Source organism: Streptomyces sp. HNM0575 (assembly GCF_012726265.1).
Lineage (GTDB): Bacteria > Actinomycetota > Actinomycetes > Streptomycetales > Streptomycetaceae > Streptomyces.
Genome location: NZ_JAASAG010000003.1, coordinates 348,510 through 374,049, shown reverse-complemented (window position 1 = coordinate 374,049; position 25,540 = coordinate 348,510). Strand labels below are relative to the sequence as shown.

Genomic DNA, 25,540 nt, shown 5'->3' with positions numbered 1-25,540 from the left:
GCAGCGGGCATCGTGTGGTCACGGGCGCCCGACCCCCACCCCCCACCACACCGCGAGGAGCCATCGCATGCTCGCTTCGCATGCCCTGCCCCTGCCCGCGTCCGAAGCCGGAAGAGCCAGAGAACGGGCCCGCGTCATCGCCCGGTTGCTGCTGCGGCATCAGCGCAGAGCCGGCGGCGCCGCCCACCAGCCCGGCGAGTGCCGCGAATTCCCCTGCGGCGCCTGCGAGGAGACGCAGGCCCGCGTGATCGAGCCGTTCGTCCGTGAAGGGCGTCCCGTGCGTCTGCTGCTGCCGGCCTTCCCCGGCAAGTCGCCCAACCGCGCCAAGGTGCTCGGTGCGCTGCCCGATCTGGCCGAGGAAGTCGCCCTGGAATTCCTTGACTTGCTGGCCGCCCGCATACGGGAGGTCCATCCGCCCGGCGCGGAGATCGTGATCTGCTCCGATGGCCGTGTCTTCAGTGACGCCGTCCGCATACCCGACGAGGACATCACGGCGTATCACGACGCGCTGCGTTCGATGGTCGCCGCGCTGCCCGGCCGGGCGGTCTCGGTCTTCACTCTCGACCAGGCGACCGGGTTCGCGGACCTCGGTCACGACGAAATGCGCCGCGTGCTCACCGAACGCCACGCCGTGCCGCTGGAGTCGCTGCGCGCCCGCATACGCCACGGCGAGGACCTGCCGCTGTACCGGGCCGTCACGCGCTTCCTCTTCGAGGACGGCAACACCCCCGAGTACGGCGGTAGCAGAGCGGCGCTGCAACGGGACGCGCGGCGGCGCGCGTACGTCGTCATCCAGCGCAGCAAGGCATGGGGCGACTTCCTCGCCGAGCGGTTCCCGGGCTCCGTGCGCCTGTCCATCCATCCGCAGCCCTGCTCCTCGGCGAAGCTCGGCATCCGTCTCGGCGAGTCGACCGGCGCGTGGCTCACTCCGTGGCACGGGGTGGCCGTGGACGTCGGCGGCCGTGTGGTGCTGATGAAGCGGGCGGAGGCCGAGCGGCTGGGCGGCGAGCTGGCCGTACGCGACGGACGGCCGAGCCACTACGTGCTGCGCGAACCGGGCCTGCTCGCGGACGAGTCGGCGCCGGTGGCGACGGTCGCGACGACCGCGACGACCGCGCCCGCAGCGGCGGCCACGGTGGCCACGGTGGCAGCGGTGGCTCGGGGCGCGGACGGCGCCGCCCCGCACCCCGGACCCCCGACCGCCGGCGCCCCCGCCCTTCCAGGACTTCCCGACACACGCGAGGAGTGGTGAAGTTGACCGCCCGTACGACCCCGACGACGCCCCTTACGACGGCCCGCACCACGCCCGGCAGCACCGCCGGCACGTCCGGCCGCACACCCGCCCTGCTGCCGCGGACCGCCTTCGGCGCACTGCTAGAAGCCGCTTCGCCGGAGGAGCGGCCGACCGACCTCCCCGTCGGTGAACTCCGCGAACTCGTCCGCGAGCACGGCCTGTTGCTGCTGCGCGGCTTCACCGGCTTCGCGGACGCCGAGGAACTCACCGCCTACTGCGCACAGTGGGGCGAGATCAGCATGTGGCCGTTCGGCGCCGTGCTCGAACTCGTCGAGCACGAGAATCCCGGCGACCACATCTTCGACCACCGCCATGTGCCGCTGCACTGGGACGGGATGTACCGGCCCGAGGTGCCCGAGTTCCAGATCTTCCACTGCGTGAGCGCCCCCGGCCGCAACCAGGGCGGCGGCACGGTCTTCTCGCACACCTCCGCCGTGCTCCGCGAAGCCGTCCCGGCCGAACGGGAGTTGTGGGAGCAGGTGACCGGCACGTACCGCCGCAGGATGGAGTTCTACGACAGCGTCGCCGTCTCCCCCGTCGTCAGCGCGCACCCCGTCACGGGCGAACCGGTGATCCGCTACAACGAACCCGTCGCCGCGGACGACGAGTTCATCAACCACCCGGACCTGACCTTCAGCGGCCTGCCGGAGGACGGCCTGGCGGAATTCCACGACGGCCTCAGCAGGGCGCTGCGCGCACCCCGGCACTCGTACACGCACCGGTGGCAGACCGGCGACCTTGTCGTCGCCGACAACTACACGCTGCTGCACGGCCGTGAGGCGTTCACGAGCCGCGCCCCGCGCCATCTGCGCCGCGTCCACGTCCTCGGCGATCCGCCGCTGCGCAATCCGGCGCTGCGCTCCGGCGGCTGACCGTACGGACAGCGGTCAGCCGGGGTGATTCGCGCGGGCGGCGGGCGGACGACCGGGGTGCGGCCCGGACGGCGGGAGGGCTCAGGAGCGGTCAAGTCGACTGGTACTCACGGGAATTGAACATTCCCCACCAGTACCGGACATCACATGCACGACGTACAACCCACGACAAGGATCCTGAGTCACATCATCACCACCCCCCGTTCACAGCATCGCCACTCCATCGGAGACGTGAAGATGAAGATCCGCACATCGGCCGCGACGATCGCCGCCATCGGCGCTCTGGGACTGGCGCTCGCGCCGTCCGTGGCTGTCGCGCACGACGGGGGCCACCCCTTCAAGAACTGCTCCGCCGCCTATGACGCCGGCTACTCCAACATCCGCGAGAGCGACGAGCATTACGGCAAGCACCTCGACCGGGACGGGGACGGCGTCGCCTGCGACCAGCCTCCCGCGGACTTCGTCCCCGCGAAGGACCGCGGCGGCGAGGGCAGCGACGAGGCCGGTGACAAGGACGGCGGCAAGAGCGAAGGGAAGAAGAGCGGAGAGGACGCGGGCGGTCTCGCCGAGACCGGCGGGGACGACTCCACGCCGTACATCGCCGCGGCGGGCGGTCTGGTCCTCGTCGCGGGTGCGGGCGTCCTCGTGGCGACGCAGAGACGGCGCGAGAGCGAGTAGCCGACGCCGCATACAGCAGGCAGCACGCAGCAAGCCGCGTACGGCAAGCGGCACATGGCGAGAGGCCCCGTCGTCGCGGTGAGCACGGCGGGGCCTCACCCTGTCCGCACCCGCGCCCTGTCCGCGCACCGCACCGCACCGCACGGCACCGCACCGCACCGCACCGGCCCTCGCGGCCCCAAGTGGTGGGAGTCCTGCACCTGTTGACGGCGGGCGGGGCCGGGGCGGACGCTTCAGACGTGCGCGGCAGACCGAATCCGACAGCCCGTTGGGGGCTCCCCCGCGTGTGGGGTGCCCGCGAGGACGAGATCCGCAGGGCCTACCCGTGCGACGGCCTGATCGGCGGGCCCCGCGAAGAGTGGTTCCGTGCCGTCACGGTCACCGCGGACCGTGCCACGGTCTTCCGGTGGCTGTGCCAGCTCAAGGTCGCCCCGTACAGCTACGACCTGCTGGACAACAGGGGACGCCGCAGCCCGCGGCAGCTCACCCCCGGCGCCGGGCGCCTGGAGACGGGCCAGCGGGTGATGAGGATCTTCCGGCTGGCGGCCTTCGCGCCGGACGGCCACATGACCCTGATCATGGACGACCCCAAAGGGGTCCGTCTGTTCGGGGACTTCACCGTCACCTACTCCGTGACCGACGAGGGCCCCGGCACGACCAGGCTGCTGGCGAAGCTCGTCGTGGGCGGTACGGACGGAGCGATGGGGCGGCTGCGCCGCCCGGTCCTGGCCTGGGGCGACCTGTTCATGATGCGCCGTCAGCTGCTCACCCTGCGAAAGCTGGCGGAGCGGGGCTGACGACGGGCGGCCCGGTTCATCCCCGGGCGCCGTCACCGCCATCGCCGCCGCCCTCGCCGCTGCCGGCATCGCCGCCGTCGCCGCCCTCCTTCGCACCCTTCGCCGCCGTCTCCGTACCCGCCCCGGTACGGCCCGCCAGGATCGAGTGCCTGCGCCCGTAACCGAGGTAGATCACCGGGCCGAGCACCAGCCACGCGGCGAACCGCAGCCAGGTGAAGACGTCGAGGTTCGCCATCAGATACAGGCATGCCAGGGCCGTGACCAGGGGCAGCGCCGGTGACAGCGGCACCCGGAAGGGCCGCTCCAGATCGGGGTTGCGGCGGCGCAGCACCGGCACCGCCAGCGCCACGATCAGGAACCCGGACAGGGCGCCGATGCTGACCATGTCGGCGAGCTCGGCGATCGGCACGAACCCGGCGAGAATCATGATCAGTACGGCGATGGCTATGGTCATCCGGTGCGGTGTGCGCCACTTCGGATGGACCTCTGAGAAGGGGCGCGGCAGCAGCCCGTCGCGGCTCATCGCGAAGCCGATGCGGCCGAGGGTGACGAGCTCGACCATCATCACCGACGTCAGACCGGTGACCGCGCCGAGCCCTACCAGGGCGCCGACCCAGGGAGCGCCGACGGACTGGAAGGCCGCGGCGATCGGGGCGCCCACATCGATCTTGCGGTAGTCGACGATGGAGCTGAGCACCAGCGCGACCGCGACGTACAGCACGGTGCAGATCGCGAGGCTGCCGAGCAGCCCGCGGGGCAGGTCCCTCTTGGGCTCCTTGGTCTCCTCGCCGAGGTTGGCCAGCGCCTCGAACCCGGTGTACGCGAAGAAGACGACGGCCGCGGCGGTGAGCACGCCTCCGAAGCCGTAGACGGACTGCTCCAGACCGGCCACCGCCTGGATCAGCGGCTGGTCGACGATGCTCGCGCTGGATTCGGCGGGCTGGGCCGGCGGCACGAACGGGGAGAGGTTCGCGCCCCGCGCGAAGAAGAGACCGGCGACGACGATCAGCACGCACACGGACACCTTGATCACGACGAGCGCGTTGGTGAGCCGCGAGGACTCGCGGATGCCCGCGACGGCGACGACCGTGAGCACGGCGATGATGATCACCGCGCCGACGTTCACCGTCGCCTCCTCCCCGAACCAGCCCGCGGGCAGGTGCAGCAGATTGGCGACGTAGCCGGACCAGCTGCGTGAGACGACGGCGGCACCGAGCGCGAACTCCAGCAGCAGGTCCCAGCCGATGATCCAGGCGAACAGCTCGCCGAGGGTGGCGAAGGCGTAGGTGTACGCACTGCCCGCGGTCGGCACGGACGACGCCAGCTCCGCGTAGCAGAGAGCCGCCAGCGACGCGACGACGCCGGCGACCACGAACGAGAGGACGACCGCGGGCCCGGCGTGCTCCTTCGCCTCGACGCCGACCAGCGTGAAGATGCCGGTCCCGATGATGACCCCGACGCCGAAACCCGCGAGCGACACCGCGGTCAGGCGGCGCTTCAGGGTGTTCTGCCGGTTCCGGTCGAGAACGTGCTCGACCGGCATCTTTCGCAGGATGTTCATGGTGTGACTCGTTCTGTCGAGGGCCGTGTGCGCCCCTGTCGGTGCGGTGACGGATCCGTCGGTGCCGGTGAGCGGCGTACGCCCCGGCGGCGACAGCCACCCTGCCACGGGTTTGTTCCGCTCGTGAACCCGGGAGCGGCCGCGGCCGGGAGCCTCCGGACGGGCACTCTCACTCGGGGACGAGGCCTCAGTGAGTTGAGTACGAATACTCATGGCCCGGGGCGCCCAGCCTCCGGAGGATGGCCACGTAGCGCGGGCCTCCCGGCGGATCCGTGGGTACGCCGCGGAGCCGCCGGAACGCCGGGGAGCCGCCGGTACGTCCGCAGCCCTCGGTACGCAGTCCTCGGTGCGCCGCGGCGCCCGCCCGCACAGCAGCGCACCGGCACAACACCCCATCCCCACACACCCGGACGGCCACGATGTCCTCGACCGGCTCAGCCCAGACCACCACCGGCGCAACCGGCCCGAACGGTCCGAGCGGCCCGACCGGCACCCCGGCCGCGCCCCGATTCCGGCTGTCGCTGCCGGGCGCACTCGTGGCCGCGGTGACGGTGGCGCTGATCGTCTCGGGTCTGGCCCCGTACGACCGCGCGACCTGGCTGATGGAGACGTTCTGGGTCTTTCTCGGCATACCGGTCGCAGTGCTGGCGTGGCGGCGCTTCCCGCTCACGGCGCTGCTGTGCTGCCTGCTCGCCCTGCACGCTCTCGTCCTCGTGCTCGGCGGCCAGTACACCTACGCGCGCGTACCGCTCGGCGACTGGATCCAGGACGGGCTCGGGCTGGCCCGCAATCCGTACGACCGGATCGGGCACTTCGTGCAGGGCTTCGTGCCCGCTGTGCTGTGGCGGGAGATCCTCGCCCGGCGTTCGCCGCTGCGCGGCAGCCGCTGGCTGGCGCCGCTCGTCGTCTGCGGCTGCCTCGCCTTCAGCGCCTTCTTCGAACTGATCGAGTGGTGGGCCGCGTTGATCGGGGGCTCCGGGGCGGACGACTTCCTCGCCACGCAGGGCGACGCGTGGGACACCCAGTGGGACATGTTCCTCGCGCTCGTCGGTGCGACGTCGTCGCTGCTCCTGCTGAGCAGGGTGCACGACCGGCAGCTGGCACGGCTCGGCGAGGACGGGGAGACGGCCGCGGCACCGGCCGCCGCGGCTCGGACCGCCGCGACGCGGTGAGCGGCGTGAGCGCCACGAGCGCGACGAGCGCCGCGCGCGCCCCGGGCACCCTGGGCGCCATGACCACGGGACATGAGCGCCACGAGCACGAGAAGGCCCGTGACCGGCGGACGGGGGTGGGACCGCCGGCCACGGGCCGGTATTGCGGGGGCAGAAGCCGTCGCGGTGGTGAACGCAGCGGTGTCGCCCGCTACTTGGAGACGAGCGAGCCGTCGGGCTCCGTCCCGTGCTCCGCGCCGTCCTCCGCCGGCCGCGGCTGGGAAAGCCCGGCGTGAGTCCGGCGCTGCCGCAACCTGACCCAGCCGCCGCCGAGCAGCACGGCCCAGACGGCTCCGACGTACAGGGAGATGCGCGCCTCGGAGTCGTAGGCGATGAGCCCGGTCACCAGGAACAGGAAGAGCAGCGCGACCGTGCTCGCGACGGCGCCGCCCGGGGCGGGGAACGGGGAGCGGTGCAGCCGGCCCGCCCGCAGCGCCAGCCGGTAGCGGATGTGGCTGGCGAGGATCACCATCCAGGTCCAGATACCGGCGGTGGTGGCCACCGACGTGACGTATGCGAAGGCCTTCTCCGGCACCAGGTAGTTCAGTACGACGCCGACGCCCATGAGTGCCACGGAGGCGGTGATGCCGAACGCGGGCGACTTGCGGGAGTTGAGCCGCCCGAAGATCTTCGGGGCCTGGTTGTTCGCGGCGAGGTCGCGCAGCATGCGGCCCGTGGAGTACATGCCGGAGTTGCACGACGACAGGGCAGCGGTGAGTACGACGAAGTTGACGATGCCGGCTGCGAGCGGGATGCCCATCTCGGAGAAGGCGTGCACGAAGGGGCTCTCCCCCGCGGAGAAGTCGGTCCACTTCACCACGGAGAGGATCACCAGCAGCGCGCCCACGTAGAAGAAGATGATGCGCCAGGGCAGCGTGTTGATGGCCTTGGGAAGGGTCTTCTCCGGGTTCTCGGACTCGCCCGCGGTGACGCCGACGAGTTCGACGGCGAGGTAGGCGAACATCACGCCCTGAAGGGTCATCAGGCTGGAGCCGATGCCGTTGGGGAAGAAGCCGTGGTGTGCGTAGAGGTTGGCGGGCGACGCGGTGTCGCCGACCTCCGAGAAGCCCAGGGTCAGCACGCCCAGGCCGATCACGATCATTCCGATGATGGCCGTCACCTTGACCATCGAGAACCAGAACTCGACCTCGCCGAATATCTTCACCGAGATCAGGTTGACCCCGAAGAGCACGACGAGGAACGCCAGCGCGCTGACCCACTGCGGAATCGCCGGGAACCAGAAGTGCACATAGATCGCCGCCGCGGTCAGCTCGGCCATTCCTGTGACGACCCAGTTGAGCCAGTACGTCCAGCCCGTCGCGAATCCGAAGAACGGCCCGAGAAACTCACGGGCGTATTCCGCGAAGCTTCCGGAGACCGGGCGGTAGAGGAGGAGTTCGCCGAGCGCCCGCATGATGAGGAATACGACGGCACCCGCGAGCGCGTACATCACGACGATGCTCGGGCCGGCCTTCTCAATATTCGCGCCGGCACCCATGAAGAGTCCCACGCCGATGGCGCCGCCGATCGCGATCATCTGGACCTGACGTGATCCCAGACCGCGTTCGTACTCTTCACCGGAGCCGCCGCCTGCGGCTTCTCCGACCTCTCCGACTTGCCTTGTTTCCACCGAGACCATTACGTCCGTGCCTTTCTCCACGTCCGGCCGCGTCGCTCGGATCGGGCCGGATCCGGTTCTCCCGGGAATTCCCGTTCTCCCGGGAATGAATGGAGGTGCCGGCCGGCAATCCGCCGGCACGGGTCTCCTGCACGGCAGGAGGGATACCGTGCAGGAGATCGAGAAGATTTACCACGGACGGCGCGGCGCGACAGCCGCGGTGATGTGACCGGAGTCACAGGGAGAACCGCCCATAGCTGACCGTGCCACCCCATTAACCTCGGCTCCATGGACCCGATCGTTACCTCGCCTTGAACACGATTTAAGAAAGCCCGCGGGAATCTGAGGCGGAATTGAGGTTGCGTTTGAGGCGGACTTGAGGGTCCGTCAGGTCTCTTTCCGCACAGGCGTCGTCCACCGGCCCGGAAATCTGAGCAAGGCTTGAGGAAAACCCTCGCCGACGGGCCGTGGGGTCCCCGTGGACTCCCGCTCTCGCGCCGTCAGCGGCGGCCGCCGGACTGCGGCGCGGTGTTCGTCAGCCACGTCACCGTACGGCTGACGTCCGACAGCGCGAGGATGCCCGCGAGCCGGCCGCCGTCGATGACCAGCACGCGGTTGCGCGCACCCGACTCCATCTGCGGCAGCAGATCCGCCAGCGGGTCCTGCGAGGCCGCGACCGTGACCTCCGGGAGCGGCACCATCACCTCGTCCACCGTGACCTCGTCCGCGCGCTCCCGCCGCACCTTTCTGGCGTCGTCCAGCGCGAGCAGCCCCACGGGCGTGCCGTCGTCCCGTACGACCGGGAACGCCGAATGCCGGTAGCGGAACGGCGGCCCTGACAGCACGTCAGCGACCGCGAGACCGGGAGAGACCGTGACGGGCCCCGGAGTCATGGCGTCCCGCACGGGCACGCCCGACAGCACGCCGCGCAGCTGTGCCTGGCGCCCCTCGGATGTGGCCGCGGCGATCAGGAACCAGCCGACCAGCGCGAGCCAGAGCCCGCCGAACTCACCGCCGTACAGGAACAGCACCACGCCCAGCAGCACCAGCAGCCAGCCGAAGACCCGCCCCGCCGCAGTGGCCCCCGCGGTGGCCTTCAGCCGGTCTCCCGTACGCCACCACAGGAAGGCGCGCAGCAGCCGTCCGCCGTCGAGCGGGGCGGCGGGCACGGAGTTGAAGACGGCGAGCAGCACGTTGATGGCCCCGAGCCACGCCACCACCTCGACCACGATCCCGGGCGCGGACGCCAGGCTCAGCAGCCACGCGCCCAGCACGAAGACCCCGCCCAGCGCGAGGCTCACGAGCGGTCCGACGCCCGCGATGCGCAGTTCGGCGGCCGGGTTCGACGCCTCCGACTTCAGCCGTGCGGCTCCGCCCAGCAGCCACAGCACGATGTCGTCCACCTCGATGCCGTTGCGGCGGGCCAGTACGGCGTGGGCGAGTTCGTGGGCGAGCAGCGAGCCGAAGAAGACGACCGCCGCGATGAACCCGGCGATCCAGTAGACGGCCTCGGGCTCGCCGGGATACGCGTCGGAGAGCCGCCCCCGCGCCAGCCCGAAGGCGATCAGCGCGAAGATGAGCACCACGCTCCAGTGGACCCCGATCCGTACACCGGCCATCCGTCCCAGCGTGAACGTCGCCCGCACGTCGCTCTCCCTGCTCGAAGCGTCCCCGGGCAGAACTCGTCCCACCCGGCGGGGACGCTTGAACCGCGGATGGGCCATCGGTGGGTCCCGGGGGCGGTACCCGGGGCGGGTGCCCGCCGCACACACCGTGCCGCCCGCCGATGTGCCACTGCTCCATCGCCAGGACCCGGGGTCGTGACGGACCATGGCAACCACGCCACGATGCGCCGGACCGCGCGCGGTCGCGGGGTCCCGGGGTCACCGAGGCCGCGGGGGCGCCAGGGTCACCGGGGTCACCGGGGTCGGGGGTCGCGGCAGCGCCGCCGACGTCCACCAGCGCATCCACGTACACGTACGTACGCACCAGTCCCGTCCACGACAGGAGATCCGAGCCCATGCCGGCGACCACTTACGAGGAACTCCGGGTGCCCGTGCGGGGAGGTCACCTCACCGTGCTGCGCTGGCCCGCCACGCGGCAGGGCACGCAGGGCGAGCAGGGGGCGGAGCCCGCACCCGCCATCGTCGCCCTGCACGGCATCACCTCCAACGCCATGTCCTGGGCGGGAGTCGCCCGCAGGCTCGGCGGCCGCGTCACGCTCGTCGCACCGGACCTGCGCGGCCGGGCCGGCAGCCGCAGCGTCTCCGGCCCGTACGGGATGGCCGCGCACGCCGCCGACGCCGCGGCGCTCACCGAGGCGCTCGGCCTGCACGACGTCGTGCTCGCCGGTCATTCGATGGGCGCGTTCGTGGCCGCCGTGGCCGGGGTGCGCCACCCGCAGCGGTTCCGTTCGCTGCTCCTCGTGGACGGCGGCGTCGGATTCCCCGTACCGGAGGGCATGACGACCGACGACCTGCTCACCGCCGTGATCGGTCCGGCCATGGAGCGGCTGAAGACGACGTTCCCCGACCGGGCCGCCTACCGCGCCTTCTGGCAGGGCCATCCGGCGTTCGCGGACTCCTGGGAGCCGTGGACGGAGGCGTACATCCAGCGCGATCTGGTGGGCACGGAACCGGAGTTGCGCTCCTCCTGCCTCATCGACGCCATACGCGCCGACGGCGCCGACACCCTGAGCGAGGAGACGGCGAAGGCGGTGCACCAACTCGCCGTCCCCAGCGAACTCTTGTGGGCGGAGCGCGGCCTCATGGACGAACCGCAGGGCCTCTACGACGAGCAGCGCCTCAAGGCCGCCCGCCTCGAAGACACCGTCATACGGCCCCGCAAGGTCCCCGGCACCAACCACTACACGCTGCTGCTCGGCGCCGAGGGCGCGGAAGTCGTCGCGGACAGCCTGCTGGCGGCCACGGGAGCGGACCGCTCACCGGCCGACTGAGACGGCCGGTGAGCGCGAACCCCGCGACCGAGAGCCCCGTGACCGAGATGCCTCGCGACTGAGAGCGCCGTGAGCGGGATGCGGAGCCTTCCCGCCGGGCGACAATGCGGTGCGAGGAGCCCGCAGGCCGACGAGGAGCCCGCAGGCCGACACAGAGGGAGAGACCGTGTCCGAACGTACGGGACCGTTCTGGGACGGAGTCGAAGGCCGCGCACCGATGCCCCGCGCGGCGCGGACCCTGGGCCTGGAGTTCCTGGCCGCAGACCCCGAACTGGGCACGATCGAGCTGGCGTTCACCGCCACCGAGGACTTCACCAACCCCGTGGGCAACGTACTCGGGGCCTTCCTCTCCGCGATGCTCTACGACACCGTCGGCCCCGCCCTGCTCGCCACCCTCGGCGCCGACGACTTCCAGTCCACGCTGGAGCTGAAGGTGAACTTCCTGCGCCCGGCCCGCCCCGGCCGCCTGACCGGCAGGGGACGCGTGATCCGGCGTGAGGGCGACCTGGCCTTTCTGGAGGCGTCCCTCCTGGACGCCCACGACCTGACGGTGGCCACCGCCTCGGCCACGGCCCGCGTCATCGCTCTGACCGACGCGCCGGAGGCGGTGTGACGCGGCGCGTCACGGCCCGCGACTAGTACGAGCGTGCCGGCCCCATCCTCCGGCCCCGTACCCGGCGTCTCGCCAACCGCCCTCACCCTGCATCATGCGCACCCTGCTCGGCTGACGAGAGGCCCCTCGCCCCAACCCCAGGCCCTCCAGGGCGGTTAAGGAACCGACCGCGTACAAGGACCAACGACGTCGCGTGACAACCACCGGCTCGCAGCACATCAGGGCCCAGGTTCACGGACTCGATTCGGAAGAAAGTTCACCGGCGTGTGCTGCCGAGCAATTCCTCCTCAGCGACGTTGAGCACCTGCCGGATCAAGCCGACCTTCGGCTTTATGTCGTTGCCGTACACCTTGGTCAGAGCCACAAGCTGCCAAACCCAAGTGACAACACAAATCCAACCGACGAGGCCGAGCGCGCCCGGGAGCAGCACCGAGGACGGCGTATCGATGGAGGCGATGGCCCACGCTGTCATGATCGCAGTGACGATTCCGATTCCGACCGCGCCCTGGATACGCTTGTTCCGCCTTTTGACATTCTCGCCCGCGGCGGCTTCCACCGGCTCGTACCAGTCCGGATCCAGCACGTCGTACCCGGTTTGCGTTCGGATCCGTTCCGCCTCTTCGCGAGCCTTCGGCACAGCGCGTGCAACGTCACGGGCCGGGCCGCCCACGACATCCAACCGCGGTGCGTCCTGCCGTAGGAAGGTCAGAATGTTGCCCTTGTTGTAAGTGGTTTTGAAATCGTACCCCCAGGTCCTGGCAACAACAGTCGCATCAGCATCGCTCATACCCTCGATGGCGTTGCGGGTCACCTGCCCCCAGCCGTTAGACAGCCGGGGACTGAAATTGCGGTTACGCAACCTGTTGAGCAGAGCTTGCTCCGCTTGCTCCATGGTTCACCATTCCCTACCCGAATTCCTGCTGTGCCCAGTCGTCAGCAGCACACATACGGTCCACGTTCTGACCGGTTCTCGGTCGACCGGGAGGCGTGAACGCAATCCCGGTCAAGAATTTTCCAAAGGCTGGCAGGAGTTCTTCCCAAGCGCCCAGGTCGGGTGTTGCGAAGCATACCTTCAGAAGTGAGAATCCGTGCGGGAAGGGGATGTAGACCTCAAGTTGTCGATTCACCTCTGCCGCACCGCCCTCTGTCGGTTGAACGATGGACGCCAACGACGTCCCTGCCACATCCCTTGCGATCAATACCGCCGTCCCACAGGGAAGGTTGAGTTCCCCCTTGTCGAGAGGCACATCTGTGTACTCGGCGGATGCCGAATACAGCGTCCGCTCTGCGAATATCTCCAGGGGGCGGACGTTCTTGTCCTCCATGAAGACGATGGCGGTGCCACTACAGACATCACCGTCACCAAGCCTGTACAGGAAAGAGGACGCATGGATGGCGCCTGCGTCCAGCAATCCCTGCATGAGTAGTTCCGAAGCAGCGACCAGAGTGAGCTTCTCGTCCAACGGCGCTGCCGGAAAGGTGGCTTCCAGCATCTCCCCCATACGTTGCGCACGTAGCTGCGGATTCTCCACGAGGGGAATTTCGATGAACCCTTCGGGGAGCTGGAACCACACGGGAATGGGCGTGTGGAGGGGAGTCACCGGGGCCTGGCTCACTCGGCACCTCCCAGAGTGGGACCCAAGCCGACGGCGCTGGCGATACCGATCACAGTCCCAGTCGGGCCGTCCTTCATGCCACTGAGAATGTTCCCGGCGCCTCCGCCGACGCTGTTGGCGTAGCTGGCTGTATCCGAGTCGGTGAACAGGGCCGGGACCTGCGCACCGGTAGTTGCGCTGTCCACGCCCATGGTTGCCTTGCGTGCGATCGCCTCGATGGCTTGACCGCTGAACTCTTGCCCCGGGCGCAAGTGATGGGCAGTCACTTCGACGATGTCGTGCACCATGGGCGAGGCTTCCGGCGCATCCCCCGCCATTGCCCGTACACCGGAGGTGAACTCCGACGCACCCGTCCGGACCCCCTGCGCCAGGTTGGCACCACGGGACATTCCCTCCGCACCCACCACCATTCCGCGCACGCCGCCCGCAGCGTCTGCTCCTGCACTGAGGCCCTTCCCCGCGAGGCCCACTCCGGGGACTGACCCCAGCAAGTCACCGCCCAGCGTCAGGTAGTTGCCGACGTGCTTCTGCGGGGGCCAGAGCTCCCCTGCCTTGGCGTACTGGTACGTGTGATGCCCCATCGCCGCCAGGCTGCACAGAACTGCCACCGGAGCGAGGATGGGGCAGAAGAAGGCGGCCACGCCGAGGATTCCACCGGCCACTCCGAGAAGGTCGCCCCCGTGTTCGCTCCACCAGTCGTTGAAGTCGTTCCAGTCTCCGGCGGTGCTGTCCGCCGCTTCCCGGATCGCCCGCTCCTTGGCGTGTGCCACCGACTGGTGGTCGTCCTCAAGTCGCTCGGCTCGCTTGACCAGTGTGTCGAGATGCTCCTGTGCCGTATTCAACTTCGAAACAGCAGAGTCCAGTTGATCCGATGCAGCCTTGTAACGCCGTTTGGCCTGCTCCAGTTGTTCGCCGGAGAACTCCTTGCCAGCGAGCCCGAGGTCCGGGTTGGTTCGCGCCGTCGCATGCTCAGAACGCGCCTTGCCCAGCTGTGATCTGGCCTGCTTCGCCTGCCTCTCCAGGTCGTGTGCTTTCGGCTGGTTCTCATGCAGAACCTCGGCCCAGCCCTTGAGGGCCCGCTGTGCCCGCGTCGCGCCGTCGGACGCGTCACGCAGGTACTTGGGCAGCTTGCCCACATGTTCCTTGAACGCGTCGGCCGCCTCACCCGTCCATGTGTTGTCCCGCCCGCTGCGAATCCTGTCCATCACCTCGTACGTCTCGTTGAGGTGCTTGGACAGCTTGGTCAGGCTCTTGACCAGGTTGTCCACAACGTGAGGCGCACCTGGGGCGGGGTTGAACCCCAGGCCGGACCATTCCCCGCCGGTCATCCGTACATCTCCCCCGAGCCGACGTCCTTGAGCGCATCGATCACGCCGGATTCGGCCTTCGCGTAGTTCTTGCCGATGTGATCGATCTTGTCCTTGAGGTCCTCGGCGATTTCGCTGATCCGGCTGAGACCGTTGTCCCACTTGTCCTGGTAGTGCGCACAGGCTTCGTCCAGGAAGTCATAGCCGAGGCCCTTGGGACCGATCTCCTCCAGCGCCTTCAAGGCATGATCCATCTCGTCCGTGCAGGTCTTGAGATCCTTGTTCAGACGTTGCAAGGCCGACAGTTCCACCGCATAACCCGACGCCATCGCGTCCCCCCGTTCAGTTGGTGAAGATCCAAGCGAGAATATCAACGGGGATCCCACGCTCACGCCCTGCATAGGATCTCCACGGGCTCGGACATGCGCAATCCCCGCCCCAGGGGCTACGCGCGCACCCGCGCGGCGTGCGAAATCCACCGCACGCCGGTTGTGGTGGGGCCCGCGGAGCGCTGGGGGCTCTGCAACACCACCAGAAGCGAGGGCAGTTATCACCGCGTTTCAGCGGTTACGTCACCGCCCAGTCCGCCACGAGGGACAAGAAGCCCCCCAGCACGCCGCCGACAAGCAGGCCAAGACCGCCGAGGAAGGTGTAGCGCGCGAGACGCTGGTCGGCGCTGGGACGCCGGCCGGCGCGAACAACAGACTCGATCAGCATCATGGCCACGCCGAACGCCGCCGCAGCAAAGCACCAGCTGCGCGCAGCCTCGGCGTAGAGCGCGGGGATACTGCGGTCGAACGACTCCGGGCTCAAAGCCACGGCCCCGACCTTCTCACCCTCGTCGTAATGCGTGCCGGGATCGAATTCCTTCACGTCGTAGCGGAGCTTGCCGTCCTCGGAGTGGAAAGCGCCCGAGCACTCCACATCAGTGTGCCGTCCCCGGTCGTGTGCGGAGCAGTACTCGATGGTGACCGTCCCGGGGGTGCCATCGGCCACCTTTCTGGGACCGTCCTCATAGCCCTTGCCGACGAGGAACAGTCCGTAGAGCGCCACGGCAACGCCCAGGACGCTGAATCCGATTCGCTTGCGCAGACTCCATCTGGCGTCGGTGGTAACTGCGCCGGTTCCGGTTCCGCCCTTGACCTTCCTGTGCGGGGAGTTCTCCCCGACGCCCTCGTCCGTCTTCACTTCCGCCCCCGTTGCACTTTGCGTGTGCCTCTGTGCTTCCCGGCGATGTTGCCGAGGCTGGCGCGTCATCCTAACGGCCCCTTCCGCGGGCCCTGTTCACCACACCTCTGCTGCCCCGCCCCGAACATCGTTCTTGAAATAGCGCTATCGCCGAGTTGGCGGCGAACGGCGTCCAGCACGGTCCGGGTGCCCGCCCCCGTGGGGCTGGGCCGCAAGTGAAATCGGCCCAGTCCCAGGCGGCACAGCTCGATGGGACACAGCTGTCAGCCGGGTCTCCTCCGTACGACTGGTCGTTCAGATCCCCGCGCCTGCCGGCTGCCGCCCCGCGTCGGTGCCGCCGCCGGAACCCGACGGCCCCGCGTCCCCCAGCGCCCTGAGGATGCTCTCCACGCTCTGCTTCGCGTCGCCGAAGAGCATCGCCGTGTTCTCCCGGAAGAACAGCGGGTTCTGGACTCCCGCGTATCCGGAGGCCATCGAGCGCTTGAAGACGATGACGTTCTCCGCCTCCCACGCCCGCAGCACCGGCATGCCCGCGATGGGGCTGGTGGGGTCCTCGGCCGCCGCCGGGTTGACCGTGTCGTTGGCGCCGATCACGAGGACGACCGAGGTGTGCTCGAAGTCGTCGTTGATCTCGTCCATTTCGAGCACGACGTCGTACGGCACCTTCGCCTCGGCGAGCAGCACGTTCATGTGGCCCGGCAGCCGCCCCGCGACCGGGTGGACGCCGAAGCGCACCTCGACGCCGCGTTCCCGCAGGGTGCGGGTGAGCTCGGCGACCGGGTGCTGGGCCTGGGCTACGGCCATCCCGTATCCGGGGGTGATGATCACGGAGCTTGCGGCGCCCAGGAGTTCGGCGGCGTCCTCCGCGCTGGTCTCCCGGTGCTCGCCCTGTTCGGCGTCTCCGCCGGAGGGGGCCTCGATGCCGAAGCCGCCCGCGATCACCGAGATGAACGAGCGGTTCATGCCCTTGCACATGATGTACGACAGGTACGCACCGGAGGACCCGACCAGCGCACCGGTGACGATTAGCAGGTTGTTGTCCAGCAGGAACCCCGCGGCGGCGGCGGCCCAGCCCGAGTAGCTGTTGAGCATCGAGACGACGACGGGCATGTCGCCGCCGCCGATCGCGGCGACGAGGTGCAGGCCCAGCAGCAGCGCCAGCACGGTCACGCCGATCATCAGCCCCAGGTTCGGGGTGATGGTGAACCAGACCGTCAGCACCAGGAACGCCCCGAGGGCGCCGAGGTTGAGCACGTTCTTGCCGGGCAGCATCAGCGGCTGCGACTTGATCCGCGCCGAAAGCTTCAGGAAGGCGATCACCGAGCCGGTGAAGGTGACGGCCCCGATGAAGATCCCGATGAACACCTCGGCGTGGTGGATGCCCAGCAGCTCGGCGGGGACGACGTGCTGCGCACCGCCCTTCGCCTCGACCTCGAAGTAGCTGTTCCAGCCGACGAGTACGGCCGCTACGCCGACGAAGCTGTGCAGGATGGCGATGAGTTCGGGCATCTGCGTCATCGCCACGAGACGCGCGCGCCAGAGGCCCGCCGCGCCCCCGATCGCCATGGCGAGGAGGATCAGCAGCGTGGCGGTCGCGGAGATCTCGCGCGCGGCGAGCACGACCGTGGCCAGCAGCGCCAGCGCCATGCCGGCGATGCCGAAGACGACCCCTGCCCTGGACGTGCGGTGCTGCGAGAGCCCGGCCAGGCTGAGGATGAACAGAAGCGCCGCGACGAGATCCGCGGCCTGTGCAGACGTGGTGGCAGTCATGGGGCTTCAGCCTTTCGAGAACATGCCGAGCATGCGACGGGTGACGGAGAAGCCTCCGAAGATGTTGACGCTGGTCAGCAGAATCGCGATGAACGAGAGGACAGTGACCGCGGGGCCCACATGCCCGATCTGAAGCAGCGCCCCGACGACGACGATCCCGGAGATGGCGTTGGTCACGGACATCAGCGGCGTGTGCAGCGCGTGGTGCACCTTTCCGATGACGTAGTAGCCGATCACGACAGCCAGCGCGAACACCGTGAAGTTCTCCGCCAGTTGGGACGGTGAGAAGGCGATCAGCGCGAACATCGCGGCCATGGCGACGCCGATGAGCCCGAACCGAAGGCGCGCCGTCAGCCGCGGCTTCTTCGGTTCCGCGGCGGCCACGGCCCCCGCGCTCTCATCGGTCTTCGCGGTGGCGGCGGCCGACACCTGCACAGGTGGCGGCGGCCACGTCGTCTCCCCGTCCCGTACGACGGTGACGCCCCGCTGCACGGTGTCGTCGAAGTCCAGCGTCAGCTGCCCGTCCTTCTCCGGCGTGAGCAGCTTGAGCAGGTTGACGATGTTGGTGCCGTACAGCTGGGACGCCTGCGTGGGCAGACGGCCCGGCAGGTCGGTGTAGCCGATGATCGTCACGCCGTTGTCGGTGACTATGGCCTTGCCGGCGACGGTTCCGTCGACGTTGCCGCCCTGGGAGGCGGCCATGTCGACGATGACGCTGCCGGGCTTCATGCTCGCGACGTCCTCGGCGGTGATCAGCCGCGGTGCGGGCTTCCCGGGGATGAGTGCGGTGGTGATGACGATGTCGACGTCGGCGGCCTGTTCGCTGTAGATCTCCGCGGCGCGGCGGTCGTACGCCTCCGAAGTCTGCTTGGCGTAGCCGTCGGTGGAGGCCTCCTGCTCGACCTCGACGGGAAGGTATTCACCGCCGAGCGACTTGACCTGGTCGGCCACCTCGGGGCGCGGGTCGGTCGCCCGTACGACGGCGCCGAGGCTGCTGGCCGCGCCGATCGCCGCGAGACCGGCGACGCCGGCGCCCGCCACGAGGACCTTGGCCGGCGGCACCTTCCCGGCGGCGGTGACCTGCCCGGTGAAGAACCGCCCGAAGACGTGCGCCGCTTCGATGACGGCACGGTAGCCCGCGATGTTGGCCATGGAGCTGAGCACGTCGAGCGACTGGGCCCGCGAGATCCGCGGCACGGCGTCCATGGACAGCACGGTCAGGGAGCGCTGCGCGAGTTCGTCGAGCAGGCTCGGGTTGAGGCCGGGGGCGATCATGCCGACCAGCGTCGCGTCGTCCCGTAGCCGTCCGATCTCCTCGTGCGAGGGCTCGTTGATCTTCACGACGACGTCCGCCTGCCAGGCGTCGCCGATCGTCGCGCCCGCCTCGGTGTACTGCGCGTCGGAGAAGCCCGAGGCCTCGCCCGCTCCGGATTCGACGACTGCCTCGTAGCCGAGCTTCAGGATCTTCCGGATGCTGTCCGGCGTGGCCGCGACCCGGGTCTCCCCGGCTCGAGACTCGGCGGCGACGCCGATCTGCTGCGGATGTGAATCTGACATCGGTCTCCCTATACGGGGTGTTGAGCGGCTTGGCGGTCCGGCGTACCGCGGGACGGCACGGTCGTGAGTGGACTGCTCAGAGGGCGTATCAAAGGTCAGTCTGACTGGCTTCGGTCGAGATGTGTCTCCTCGGTGAGTCCTTCAGGACGCTGCGGACGGGCGGCGCGGGGACCGTGGCGGCGGACAGCGGCCCTACGGAAGGCCGCGCAGCCGTGAGGACGGCAGGGCTGGAGGCGGCGGACGGCACGGCGGGGACCGGTGGGACCCCGGGCCGTGGACCGCTGCGCGGTGGGGACCGGGCAGACGCGTGTGACGGGGTACGTACGCGAGCGAGGCGGGAAGCCACCACGGACGCAGATACGCGGGGATCGGCACGAAGACCGAGAGACCGACCGGAGTCGGAGGATCCGCGGGTGCCCGGCGGGAAGCCGCGGGCACCGGCGGGGCGCGATGTCTGTGTCCGAGGGGGGACTTGAACCCCCACGCCCGATAAAGGGCACTAGCACCTCAAGCTAGCGCGTCTGCCATTCCGCCACCCGGACAAGGGTCGTCGCCCGGCTCTGCCGTGGCGACGCGGACAACCATACCAAGCTCCGGCAGCGGTCTTCACCTCGGTGATCCCCGGTGAGCGGGCGGTCCGGCGGCGGTCGCACGGGGCCGCACGCTCCGGCGGCCGGCCGGGCAGCGTGCGGTGTTCGGCCAGCGCGTCGAGCGCGGCGCCGACGCGGGCGGCGCGCTCCGGCAGCGGTACGTGGCGCCGCGCGCGGTGCCGGTCGCACGCAGCGGAGAGCGCCTCGCGCGTCTCGGCCGCGGACGACGCAGCGGTACGGGCGATGGACGTGCCGTCCAACGGGCTGGTTGCGGGCGGCACTTCGCGGTCCTCGCCGCCGTCGTGCCAGGCACCGTGCCGGAGGCCGCGTATCCGCCCGTCGCCGGTGAAGGCTTCGGGCGCGGCGGCGCGGCAGCGCTCCCAGGCGTCGGCCCAGGCGGCGCCGGGCTTGAGGACCGGCCGGGCGGGGGCGGACGGGCCGGGCCGCCCGGCCGTTCCTGGCGGCGTCGGGGGTGGGAGTGACGAGGGTGAGGGTGTGGTGCCCATCGTTCTTCTCCGCTCTCGTTGCACATACGGGGCGGTCGGTGAAGCCGGCGTGGACTTATTACTGGACAGTAGTGAGTTGTCGCGTGACGTGACACCCGCCCGAGCCCAGATATGCGGAACGTCACGTCCGCACCGCAGTTCACGCCGGCCCCTGCCGGGTCCGACCGGGTCGGCCGGCCCTCTCAGGCGAGCCGGTCGAGTACGAGCCGCGCCGTCTCCGTCGGTGTCTCGCCGACCCGTACGCCCGCCGCCTCCAGCGCCTCCTTCTTCGCCCGCGCGGTGCCCGACGAACCCGAGACGATCGCCCCGGCGTGCCCCATGGTCTTGCCCTCGGGGGCGGTGAAGCCGGCGACATAGCCGACGACCGGCTTGGTGACACGCTCCTCGATGAACTCCGCGGCACGCTCCTCCGCGTCGCCGCCGATCTCGCCGATCATCACGATCAGATCCGTCTCGGGGTCCTCCTCGAAGGCCGCGAGACAGTCGATGTGCGTCGTACCGATGACGGGGTCGCCGCCGATTCCGACGCACGAGGAGAAGCCGATGTCGCGCAGCTCGTACATGAGTTGGTAGGTGAGCGTGCCCGACTTGGAGACGAGCCCGATGCGGCCCGGCTCGGGTGCGATGTCGGCGGGGATGATCCCGGCGTTGGACAGCCCGGGGCTGATGAGTCCCGGGCAGTTGGGCCCGATGACGCGGGTGCCGCGCTCCTTGGCGTACGCACGGAAGGCGACCGCGTCGTGCACCGGGATGCCCTCGGTGATGGCGACGGCGAGCGGGATGCCCGCGTCGGCCGCCTCCTCGACCGCCGCCTTGGAGAAGGCCGGTGGCACGAAGAGGACGGACACGTCGGCGCCGGTCGCCTCCCGCGCCTCGGCGACCGTCCCGAAGACCGGCACCGACCTGGGGGTGCCTTCCACGCCGCCGGGCGTGGAAGGACCCTCGATCTCCACCTTCGTTCCCGCCTTGCGCGGGTTGACGCCGCCGACGACGTCGGTGCCGGACGCGAGCATGCGCCGGGTGTGCTTCATGCCCTCCGAGCCGGTCATGCCCTGGACGATGACCTTGCTCTCCTTGCTGAGGAAGATCGCCATGCCTCTCCCGCCTCCCTACGCGATCGCGGCCGCGGACGTGGCCAGTTCGGCGGCCCGCCGGGCGGCGCCGTCCATCGTGGTGCGCTGCTCAAGCAGCGGGTGGGGGTTCGCCTGAAGGATCTCCCGCCCGCGTACGGCGTTGTTGCCGTCGAGCCGCACGACGAGCGGCTTGGTCAGGCGGATCCGTCCCAGGGCCCGGATGATTCCGTCGGCGACGGCGTCGCAGGCGGTGATCCCGCCGAAGACGTTGACGAGGATGGACTTCACGGACGGGTCGCCGAGTACGACGGAGAGCCCGTCGGCCATCACCTGCGCCGAAGCCCCTCCCCCGATGTCCAGGAAATTCGCGGGCTTCGCGCCGCAGCCGGCGACGACGTCGAGGGTGGACATCACCAGCCCCGCGCCGTTGCCGATCACGCCGACCTCGCCGTCGAGCTTGACGTAGTTGAGGCCCTTCGCCGAGGCCAGCGCCTCCAGTGATCCGCTGTCGGCGCCCTCGTCCGGCTCGCCCCAACGCGCCTGCCGGAAGCGCGCGTTGTCGTCGAGGGTGACCTTGCCGTCGAGCGCGACGATCTCGCCGCCGACCGTACGGACCAGGGGATTGACCTCGACCAGGAGCGCGTCCTCGGAGCGCAGGATCTGCCAGAGCTTGCGCAGCACGGGACCGGCGCCCGCGGGCAGGCCCGCGGCCTCGACGATCTCCGCGGCCTTCTCGGCCGTCACGCCCTCCGCCGGGTCGACGGGGACGCGGGCGACGGCCTCGGGGCGCGCCTCGGCCACCTCCTCGATCTCCATGCCGCCTTCCGCGGAGGCGATCGCGATGAACTGCCCCTGCGCGCGGTCGAGTACGAACGAGACGTAGTACTCCTGATCCACCTCGACGGGCTGGGCGAGCATCACCTTGTGCACGGTGTGGCCCTTGATGTCCATGCCCAGGATCTGGCGTGCCGTGATCTCGGCGGCCGCGGCGCCGGACGCGAGCTTCACGCCTCCGGCCTTGCCCCTGCCTCCGGTCTTGACCTGCGCCTTGACCACGACGCCGCGCCGGTCGGCGTCGAGCTTCACGGCCGCCTCACGGGCCGCGCTGCCCGTCTCCGCGACCTCTGCTTCCGGTACCAAGACGCCGTAGCGCTCGAAGAGTTCCCTCGCCTGGTGCTCGAAAAGGTCCACATGTGCTCCCTGGTCGATCTTCGAAACGATCGGTGCACGCCCCCTGGACATCGCTCACTCGATGCGGGATAACAAGGTTCATACAGTATTCGTCGACTGTATGCAATCTGCTCTGACCTGAGCTCACACCCGACGAAGGGACTCGTAAGCCATGCCCGACGACAGCCAGGAAAGCCGCGAGAACCAGGACCTGATATCTGGCGGGCACCTGGTCGCCAAGGCGCTCAAGGCGGAGGGCGTGGAGGTCATCTACACGCTCTGCGGCGGCCACATCATCGACATCTACGACGGCTGCGTCGACGAGGGAATCGACGTGGTGGACGTACGCCACGAGCAGGTGGCCGCGCACGCCGCCGACGGCTACGCACGGCTGACCGGCAAACCCGGCTGCGCCGTGGTGACCGCGGGTCCGGGCACGACCGACGCCGTCACCGGCGTCGCCAACGCCTTCCGCGCCGAGTCGCCGATGCTGCTCATCGGAGGCCAAGGAGCCCACACGCAGCACAAGATGGGGTCCCTCCAGGACCTCCCGCACGTCGACATGATGACGCCCATCACCAAGTTCGCGGCCACGGTGCCGGACACGGCGCGCGCGGCGGACATGGTCTCGATGGCCTTCCGCGAGTGCTACCACGGCGCGCCCGGCCCGTCGTTCCTGGAGATACCGCGCGACGTACTCGACGCGAAGGTGCCCGCGGACAAGGCGCGCGTGCCGAAGACCGGCAACTACCGCGCCTCCACCCGCCAGGCCGGCGACCCCGACGACGTCCAGAAGCTCGCGGACCTGCTCGTGCAGGCGGAGCGGCCGGCCATCCTGCTCGGCTCCCAGACCTGGACGTGCCGGGCGACCGAGGCCGCGAAGGAGCTGGTACGGACGCTGAACGTACCGGCGTACATGAACGGCGCGGGCCGAGGCACCCTGCCGCCCGGCGACCCGTACCACTTCCAGCTCTCGCGGCGTTACGCCTTCTCCAACGCCGACCTCATCGTCATCGTCGGCACGCCCTTCGACTTCCGCATGGGGTACGGCAAGCGCCTCTCCCCCGACGCGACCGTCGTGCAGATCGACCTCGACTACCGCACCGTCGGCAAGAACCGGGACATCGACCTCGGCATCGTCGGCTCCGCCGACCTGGTGCTCTCCGCAGTCACACAGGCGGCCTCGGGGCGGCTCAACGGCGGCGGCGACAAGCGCAAGGCGTGGCTTGAGGAGCTGCGCACCGCGGAGCAGACGGCGCTGGACAAGCGGCTGCCGCAGCTGCGTTCGGACGCCTCGCCGATCCACCCGTACCGGCTGGTCAGCGAGATCAACGACTTCCTGACGGAGGACTCGCTCTACATCGGCGACGGCGGCGACATCGTCACCTTCTCCGGCCAGGTCGTCCAGCCCAAGGCGCCCGGCAACTGGATGGACCCGGGGCCGCTGGGGACGCTGGGCGTCGGCGTGCCCTTCGTGCTGGCCGCCAAGCAGGCCCGCCCGGACAAGGAGGTCGTAGCGCTCTTCGGCGACGGCGCCTTCTCGCTGACCGGCTGGGACTTCGAGACGCTCGTCCGCTACGACCTGCCGTTCGTCGGGATCGTCGGCAACAACTCCTCGATGAACCAGATCCGTTACGGCCAGAAGGCCAAGTACGGCGAGGAGCGCGAGCGGGTCGGCAACACCCTCGGCGACGTCCCCTACGACGAGTTCGCACGGATGCTCGGCGGCCACGGCGAGGCCGTGCGCGAGCCCTCCGAGATCAGGCCCGCGCTGGAGCGCGCCCGCGCCTCCGGCAAGCCGTCCCTGGTCAACGTGTGGATCGACCCGGACGCGTACGCCCCCGGAACCATGAACCAGACGATGTACAAGTGAGGTGACCGCGGTGACCGATGTGACCGAAACCAGTCCTGCCGGCGGCTCGACGACGGTGACGGAGAAGGCGCTCGACGGGATTCGCGTACTGGACATGACCCACGTCCAGTCGGGCCCCTCCGCCACACAGCTCCTCGCCTGGCTCGGCGCAGACGTGATCAAACTCGAGGCGACGACGGGCGACATCACCCGCAAGCAGCTGCGGGATCTCCCGGACGTCGACTCGCTCTACTTCACGATGCTCAACTGCAACAAGCGGAGCATCACCCTCAACACCAAGTCCGACCGCGGCAAGGAGCTGCTGACGGAGCTGATCCGCCGCAGCGACGTGCTCGTGGAGAACTTCGGGCCCGGAGCCGTGGACCGGATGGGCTTCACCTGGGACCGCATCAAGCAGATCAACCCGCGGCTGGTGTACGCCTCGATCAAGGGCTTCGGAGAGGGCCCGTACACGACCTTCAAGGCGTATGAAGTCGTCGCGCAGGCCATGGGCGGCTCGATGTCGACCACCGGCTTCGAGGACGGTCCTCCCACGGCGACGGGCGCGCAGATCGGCGATTCGGGCACCGGCGTGCACACCGTCGCCGCGATCCTCGCCGCCCTCCTCCAGCGCGAACGCACCGGCCGCGGGCAGCGCGTCAACGTGGCCATGCAGCACTCGGTGCTCAACCTTTGCCGGGTGAAGCTGCGCGACCAGCAGCGGCTGACGCACGGCCCGCTCGGCGAGTACCCGAACGAGGACTTCGGCGACGAGGTGCCGCGCTCGGGCAACGCCTCCGGCGGCGGACAGCCCGGCTGGGCGGTCAAGTGCGCGCCGGGCGGCCCCAACGACTACGTCTACGTGATCGTGCAGCCCGTGGGCTGGGGGCCGTTGACGAAGCTCATCGGCCGTCCCGAACTCGCCGACGACCCGGACTGGAACACCCCCGAGGCGCGGCTGCCGAAGCTGAACAAGATGTTCCAGCTCATCGAGGAGTGGTCCTCGACGCTGCCCAAGTGGGAGGTGCTGGGCGCGCTCAACGCCCACAACATCCCCTGCGGGCCGATCCTTTCGACGAGGGAGATCGTCGAGGACGAGTCCCTGGCCGCGAACGGGATGATCGTCGAGGTCGACCACCCCGAGCGCGGTTCCTTCACCACCGTGGGCTCCCCGATGAAGCTCTCCGACTCCCCCGTGGAGATCACCTCCTCTCCGCTGCTGGGCGAGCACAACGAGGAGGTCTACATGGGCGAGCTGGGCCTGAACGACGAAGAAGTGGCGCTGCTCAAGACGAACGGAGTGATCTGACC

General features: G+C 69.6%; 21 protein-coding genes and 1 tRNA gene. 9 read left to right on the top strand and 13 right to left on the bottom strand.

Features of this window, described 5'->3' with window-relative positions; genetic code table 11:
• Positions 1 to 67 precede the first annotated feature (67 nt).
• From HCC61_RS09595 to HCC61_RS09580, 4 genes are all read left to right on the top strand, one after another.
• Complete coding sequence (locus tag HCC61_RS09595) at positions 68 to 1,252, top strand: isocyanide synthase family protein (protein WP_169134872.1); 1,185 nt, start codon at positions 68 to 70, stop codon at positions 1,250 to 1,252.
• The gene (locus tag HCC61_RS09590) at positions 1,249 to 2,166 is read left to right on the top strand and encodes a TauD/TfdA family dioxygenase (protein ID WP_206322290.1); all 918 of its coding nucleotides are present in this window, start codon (positions 1,249 to 1,251) and stop codon (positions 2,164 to 2,166) included. The genes HCC61_RS09595 and HCC61_RS09590 overlap by 4 nt, the downstream gene beginning before the upstream one ends.
• 237 nt (positions 2,167 to 2,403) lie before the next feature.
• On the top strand, positions 2,404 to 2,844 hold the full coding sequence (locus HCC61_RS09585; RefSeq protein WP_206322289.1) for an excalibur calcium-binding domain-containing protein: 441 nt from the start codon (positions 2,404 to 2,406) through the stop codon (positions 2,842 to 2,844).
• 239 nt (positions 2,845 to 3,083) lie between these two features.
• Complete coding sequence (locus tag HCC61_RS09580) at positions 3,084 to 3,641, top strand: hypothetical protein (protein ID WP_169134870.1); 558 nt, start codon at positions 3,084 to 3,086, stop codon at positions 3,639 to 3,641.
• 16 nt (positions 3,642 to 3,657) lie between these two features.
• On the opposite strand, the gene HCC61_RS09575 is transcribed toward HCC61_RS09580, so the two are convergent.
• Positions 3,658 to 5,202 (bottom strand): amino acid permease, encoded by a 1,545-nt coding sequence (locus HCC61_RS09575; protein WP_169134869.1) that lies wholly within the window; start codon positions 5,200 to 5,202, stop codon positions 3,658 to 3,660.
• Positions 5,203 to 5,621: 419 nt separating this feature from the next.
• Here HCC61_RS09575 and HCC61_RS09570 point away from each other — a divergent pair, with 419 nt between their 5' ends.
• Positions 5,622 to 6,374 carry a DUF2238 domain-containing protein gene (locus HCC61_RS09570; protein ID WP_169134868.1) on the top strand — a complete coding sequence of 251 codons (753 nt, stop codon included), beginning with the start codon at positions 5,622 to 5,624 and terminating at the stop codon, positions 6,372 to 6,374.
• Positions 6,375 to 6,564: 190 nt separating this feature from the next.
• Here HCC61_RS09570 and HCC61_RS09565 read toward each other — a convergent pair whose 3' ends face one another.
• Positions 6,565 to 7,950 carry an amino acid permease gene (locus tag HCC61_RS09565; protein ID WP_240968863.1) on the bottom strand — a complete coding sequence of 462 codons (1,386 nt, stop codon included), beginning with the start codon at positions 7,948 to 7,950 and terminating at the stop codon, positions 6,565 to 6,567.
• 581 nt (positions 7,951 to 8,531) lie between these two features.
• Positions 8,532 to 9,677: a site-2 protease family protein gene (locus tag HCC61_RS09560; protein WP_169134867.1), complete on the bottom strand. Its 1,146-nt coding sequence runs from the start codon at positions 9,675 to 9,677 to the stop codon at positions 8,532 to 8,534.
• 374 nt (positions 9,678 to 10,051) lie between these two features.
• Here HCC61_RS09560 and HCC61_RS09555 point away from each other — a divergent pair, with 374 nt between their 5' ends.
• Both HCC61_RS09555 and HCC61_RS09550 read left to right on the top strand, forming a co-directional pair.
• Positions 10,052 to 10,987 (top strand): alpha/beta hydrolase, encoded by a 936-nt coding sequence (locus tag HCC61_RS09555; RefSeq protein ID WP_169134866.1) that lies wholly within the window; start codon positions 10,052 to 10,054, stop codon positions 10,985 to 10,987.
• Positions 10,988 to 11,153: 166 nt separating this feature from the next.
• A complete protein-coding gene (locus tag HCC61_RS09550) occupies positions 11,154 to 11,600 on the top strand; it encodes a PaaI family thioesterase (RefSeq protein ID WP_346777108.1) in 447 nt (148 codons plus the stop codon).
• Between the two features lie 256 nt (positions 11,601 to 11,856).
• On the opposite strand, the gene HCC61_RS09545 is transcribed toward HCC61_RS09550, so the two are convergent.
• From HCC61_RS09545 to sucC, 10 genes are all read right to left on the bottom strand, one after another.
• Positions 11,857 to 12,492 (bottom strand): hypothetical protein, encoded by a 636-nt coding sequence (locus HCC61_RS09545; RefSeq protein ID WP_169134865.1) that lies wholly within the window; start codon positions 12,490 to 12,492, stop codon positions 11,857 to 11,859.
• Between the two features lie 13 nt (positions 12,493 to 12,505).
• Entirely contained in the window at positions 12,506 to 13,216 is a 711-nt protein-coding gene (locus tag HCC61_RS09540; RefSeq protein WP_169134864.1) for a hypothetical protein, read from the bottom strand.
• Positions 13,213 to 14,544, bottom strand: coding sequence for a putative T7SS-secreted protein (locus HCC61_RS09535; RefSeq protein WP_346777107.1), 1,332 nt, complete (start codon positions 14,542 to 14,544; stop codon positions 13,213 to 13,215). Before HCC61_RS09535 ends, HCC61_RS09540 begins: the two co-directional genes overlap by 4 nt.
• Positions 14,541 to 14,819 (bottom strand): hypothetical protein, encoded by a 279-nt coding sequence (locus tag HCC61_RS09530; RefSeq protein ID WP_169134862.1) that lies wholly within the window; start codon positions 14,817 to 14,819, stop codon positions 14,541 to 14,543. Before HCC61_RS09530 ends, HCC61_RS09535 begins: the two co-directional genes overlap by 4 nt.
• Before the next feature lie 271 nt (positions 14,820 to 15,090).
• Positions 15,091 to 15,711, bottom strand: a complete 621-nt coding sequence (locus tag HCC61_RS09525; RefSeq protein WP_169134861.1) for a hypothetical protein — start codon at positions 15,709 to 15,711, stop codon at positions 15,091 to 15,093.
• 294 nt (positions 15,712 to 16,005) lie between these two features.
• A complete protein-coding gene (pntB, locus tag HCC61_RS09520) occupies positions 16,006 to 17,481 on the bottom strand; it encodes a Re/Si-specific NAD(P)(+) transhydrogenase subunit beta (RefSeq protein WP_169134860.1) in 1,476 nt (491 codons plus the stop codon).
• Between the two features lie 6 nt (positions 17,482 to 17,487).
• Positions 17,488 to 19,038 carry a Re/Si-specific NAD(P)(+) transhydrogenase subunit alpha gene (locus HCC61_RS09515; RefSeq protein ID WP_169134859.1) on the bottom strand — a complete coding sequence of 517 codons (1,551 nt, stop codon included), beginning with the start codon at positions 19,036 to 19,038 and terminating at the stop codon, positions 17,488 to 17,490.
• 457 nt (positions 19,039 to 19,495) lie between these two features.
• A tRNA-Leu gene (locus tag HCC61_RS09510) sits at positions 19,496 to 19,580 on the bottom strand.
• 736 nt (positions 19,581 to 20,316) lie between these two features.
• Positions 20,317 to 21,228, bottom strand: coding sequence for a succinate--CoA ligase subunit alpha (gene sucD / locus HCC61_RS09505; protein WP_169134858.1), 912 nt, complete (start codon positions 21,226 to 21,228; stop codon positions 20,317 to 20,319).
• A gap of 15 nt (positions 21,229 to 21,243) precedes the next feature.
• Entirely contained in the window at positions 21,244 to 22,398 is a 1,155-nt protein-coding gene (gene sucC / locus HCC61_RS09500; RefSeq protein WP_169135219.1) for an ADP-forming succinate--CoA ligase subunit beta, read from the bottom strand.
• A 151-nt stretch (positions 22,399 to 22,549) separates the two neighbouring features.
• On the opposite strand from sucC, the gene HCC61_RS09495 reads away from it, so the two are divergent.
• Together HCC61_RS09495 and frc are read left to right on the top strand one after the other, a co-directional pair.
• Positions 22,550 to 24,250 (top strand): thiamine pyrophosphate-binding protein, encoded by a 1,701-nt coding sequence (locus HCC61_RS09495; RefSeq protein ID WP_169134857.1) that lies wholly within the window; start codon positions 22,550 to 22,552, stop codon positions 24,248 to 24,250.
• A 55-nt stretch (positions 24,251 to 24,305) separates the two neighbouring features.
• Positions 24,306 to 25,538, top strand: a complete 1,233-nt coding sequence (gene frc / locus HCC61_RS09490; RefSeq protein ID WP_169135218.1) for a formyl-CoA transferase — start codon at positions 24,306 to 24,308, stop codon at positions 25,536 to 25,538.
• The last annotated feature ends 2 nt before the right edge of the window (positions 25,539 to 25,540 follow it).

Coding starts and splice junctions, on each gene's coding strand:
- HCC61_RS09595 (WP_169134872.1), top strand. CDS start 68: ATGCTCGCTTCGCATGCCCTGCCCCTGCCCGCGTCCGAAGCCGGAAGA.
- HCC61_RS09585 (WP_206322289.1), top strand. CDS start 2,404: ATGAAGATCCGCACATCGGCCGCGACGATCGCCGCCATCGGCGCTCTG.
- HCC61_RS09575 (WP_169134869.1), bottom strand. CDS start 5,202: ATGAACATCCTGCGAAAGATGCCGGTCGAGCACGTTCTCGACCGGAAC.
- HCC61_RS09570 (WP_169134868.1), top strand. CDS start 5,622: ATGTCCTCGACCGGCTCAGCCCAGACCACCACCGGCGCAACCGGCCCG.
- HCC61_RS09565 (WP_240968863.1), bottom strand. CDS start 7,950: ATGATCGCGATCGGCGGCGCCATCGGCGTGGGACTCTTCATGGGTGCC.
- HCC61_RS09555 (WP_169134866.1), top strand. CDS start 10,052: ATGCCGGCGACCACTTACGAGGAACTCCGGGTGCCCGTGCGGGGAGGT.
- HCC61_RS09545 (WP_169134865.1), bottom strand. CDS start 12,492: ATGGAGCAAGCGGAGCAAGCTCTGCTCAACAGGTTGCGTAACCGCAAT.
- HCC61_RS09535 (WP_346777107.1), bottom strand. CDS start 14,544: ATGACCGGCGGGGAATGGTCCGGCCTGGGGTTCAACCCCGCCCCAGGT.
- pntB (WP_169134860.1), bottom strand. CDS start 17,481: ATGACTGCCACCACGTCTGCACAGGCCGCGGATCTCGTCGCGGCGCTT.
- HCC61_RS09515 (WP_169134859.1), bottom strand. CDS start 19,038: ATGTCAGATTCACATCCGCAGCAGATCGGCGTCGCCGCCGAGTCTCGA.
- sucD (WP_169134858.1), bottom strand. CDS start 21,228: ATGGCGATCTTCCTCAGCAAGGAGAGCAAGGTCATCGTCCAGGGCATG.
- HCC61_RS09495 (WP_169134857.1), top strand. CDS start 22,550: ATGCCCGACGACAGCCAGGAAAGCCGCGAGAACCAGGACCTGATATCT.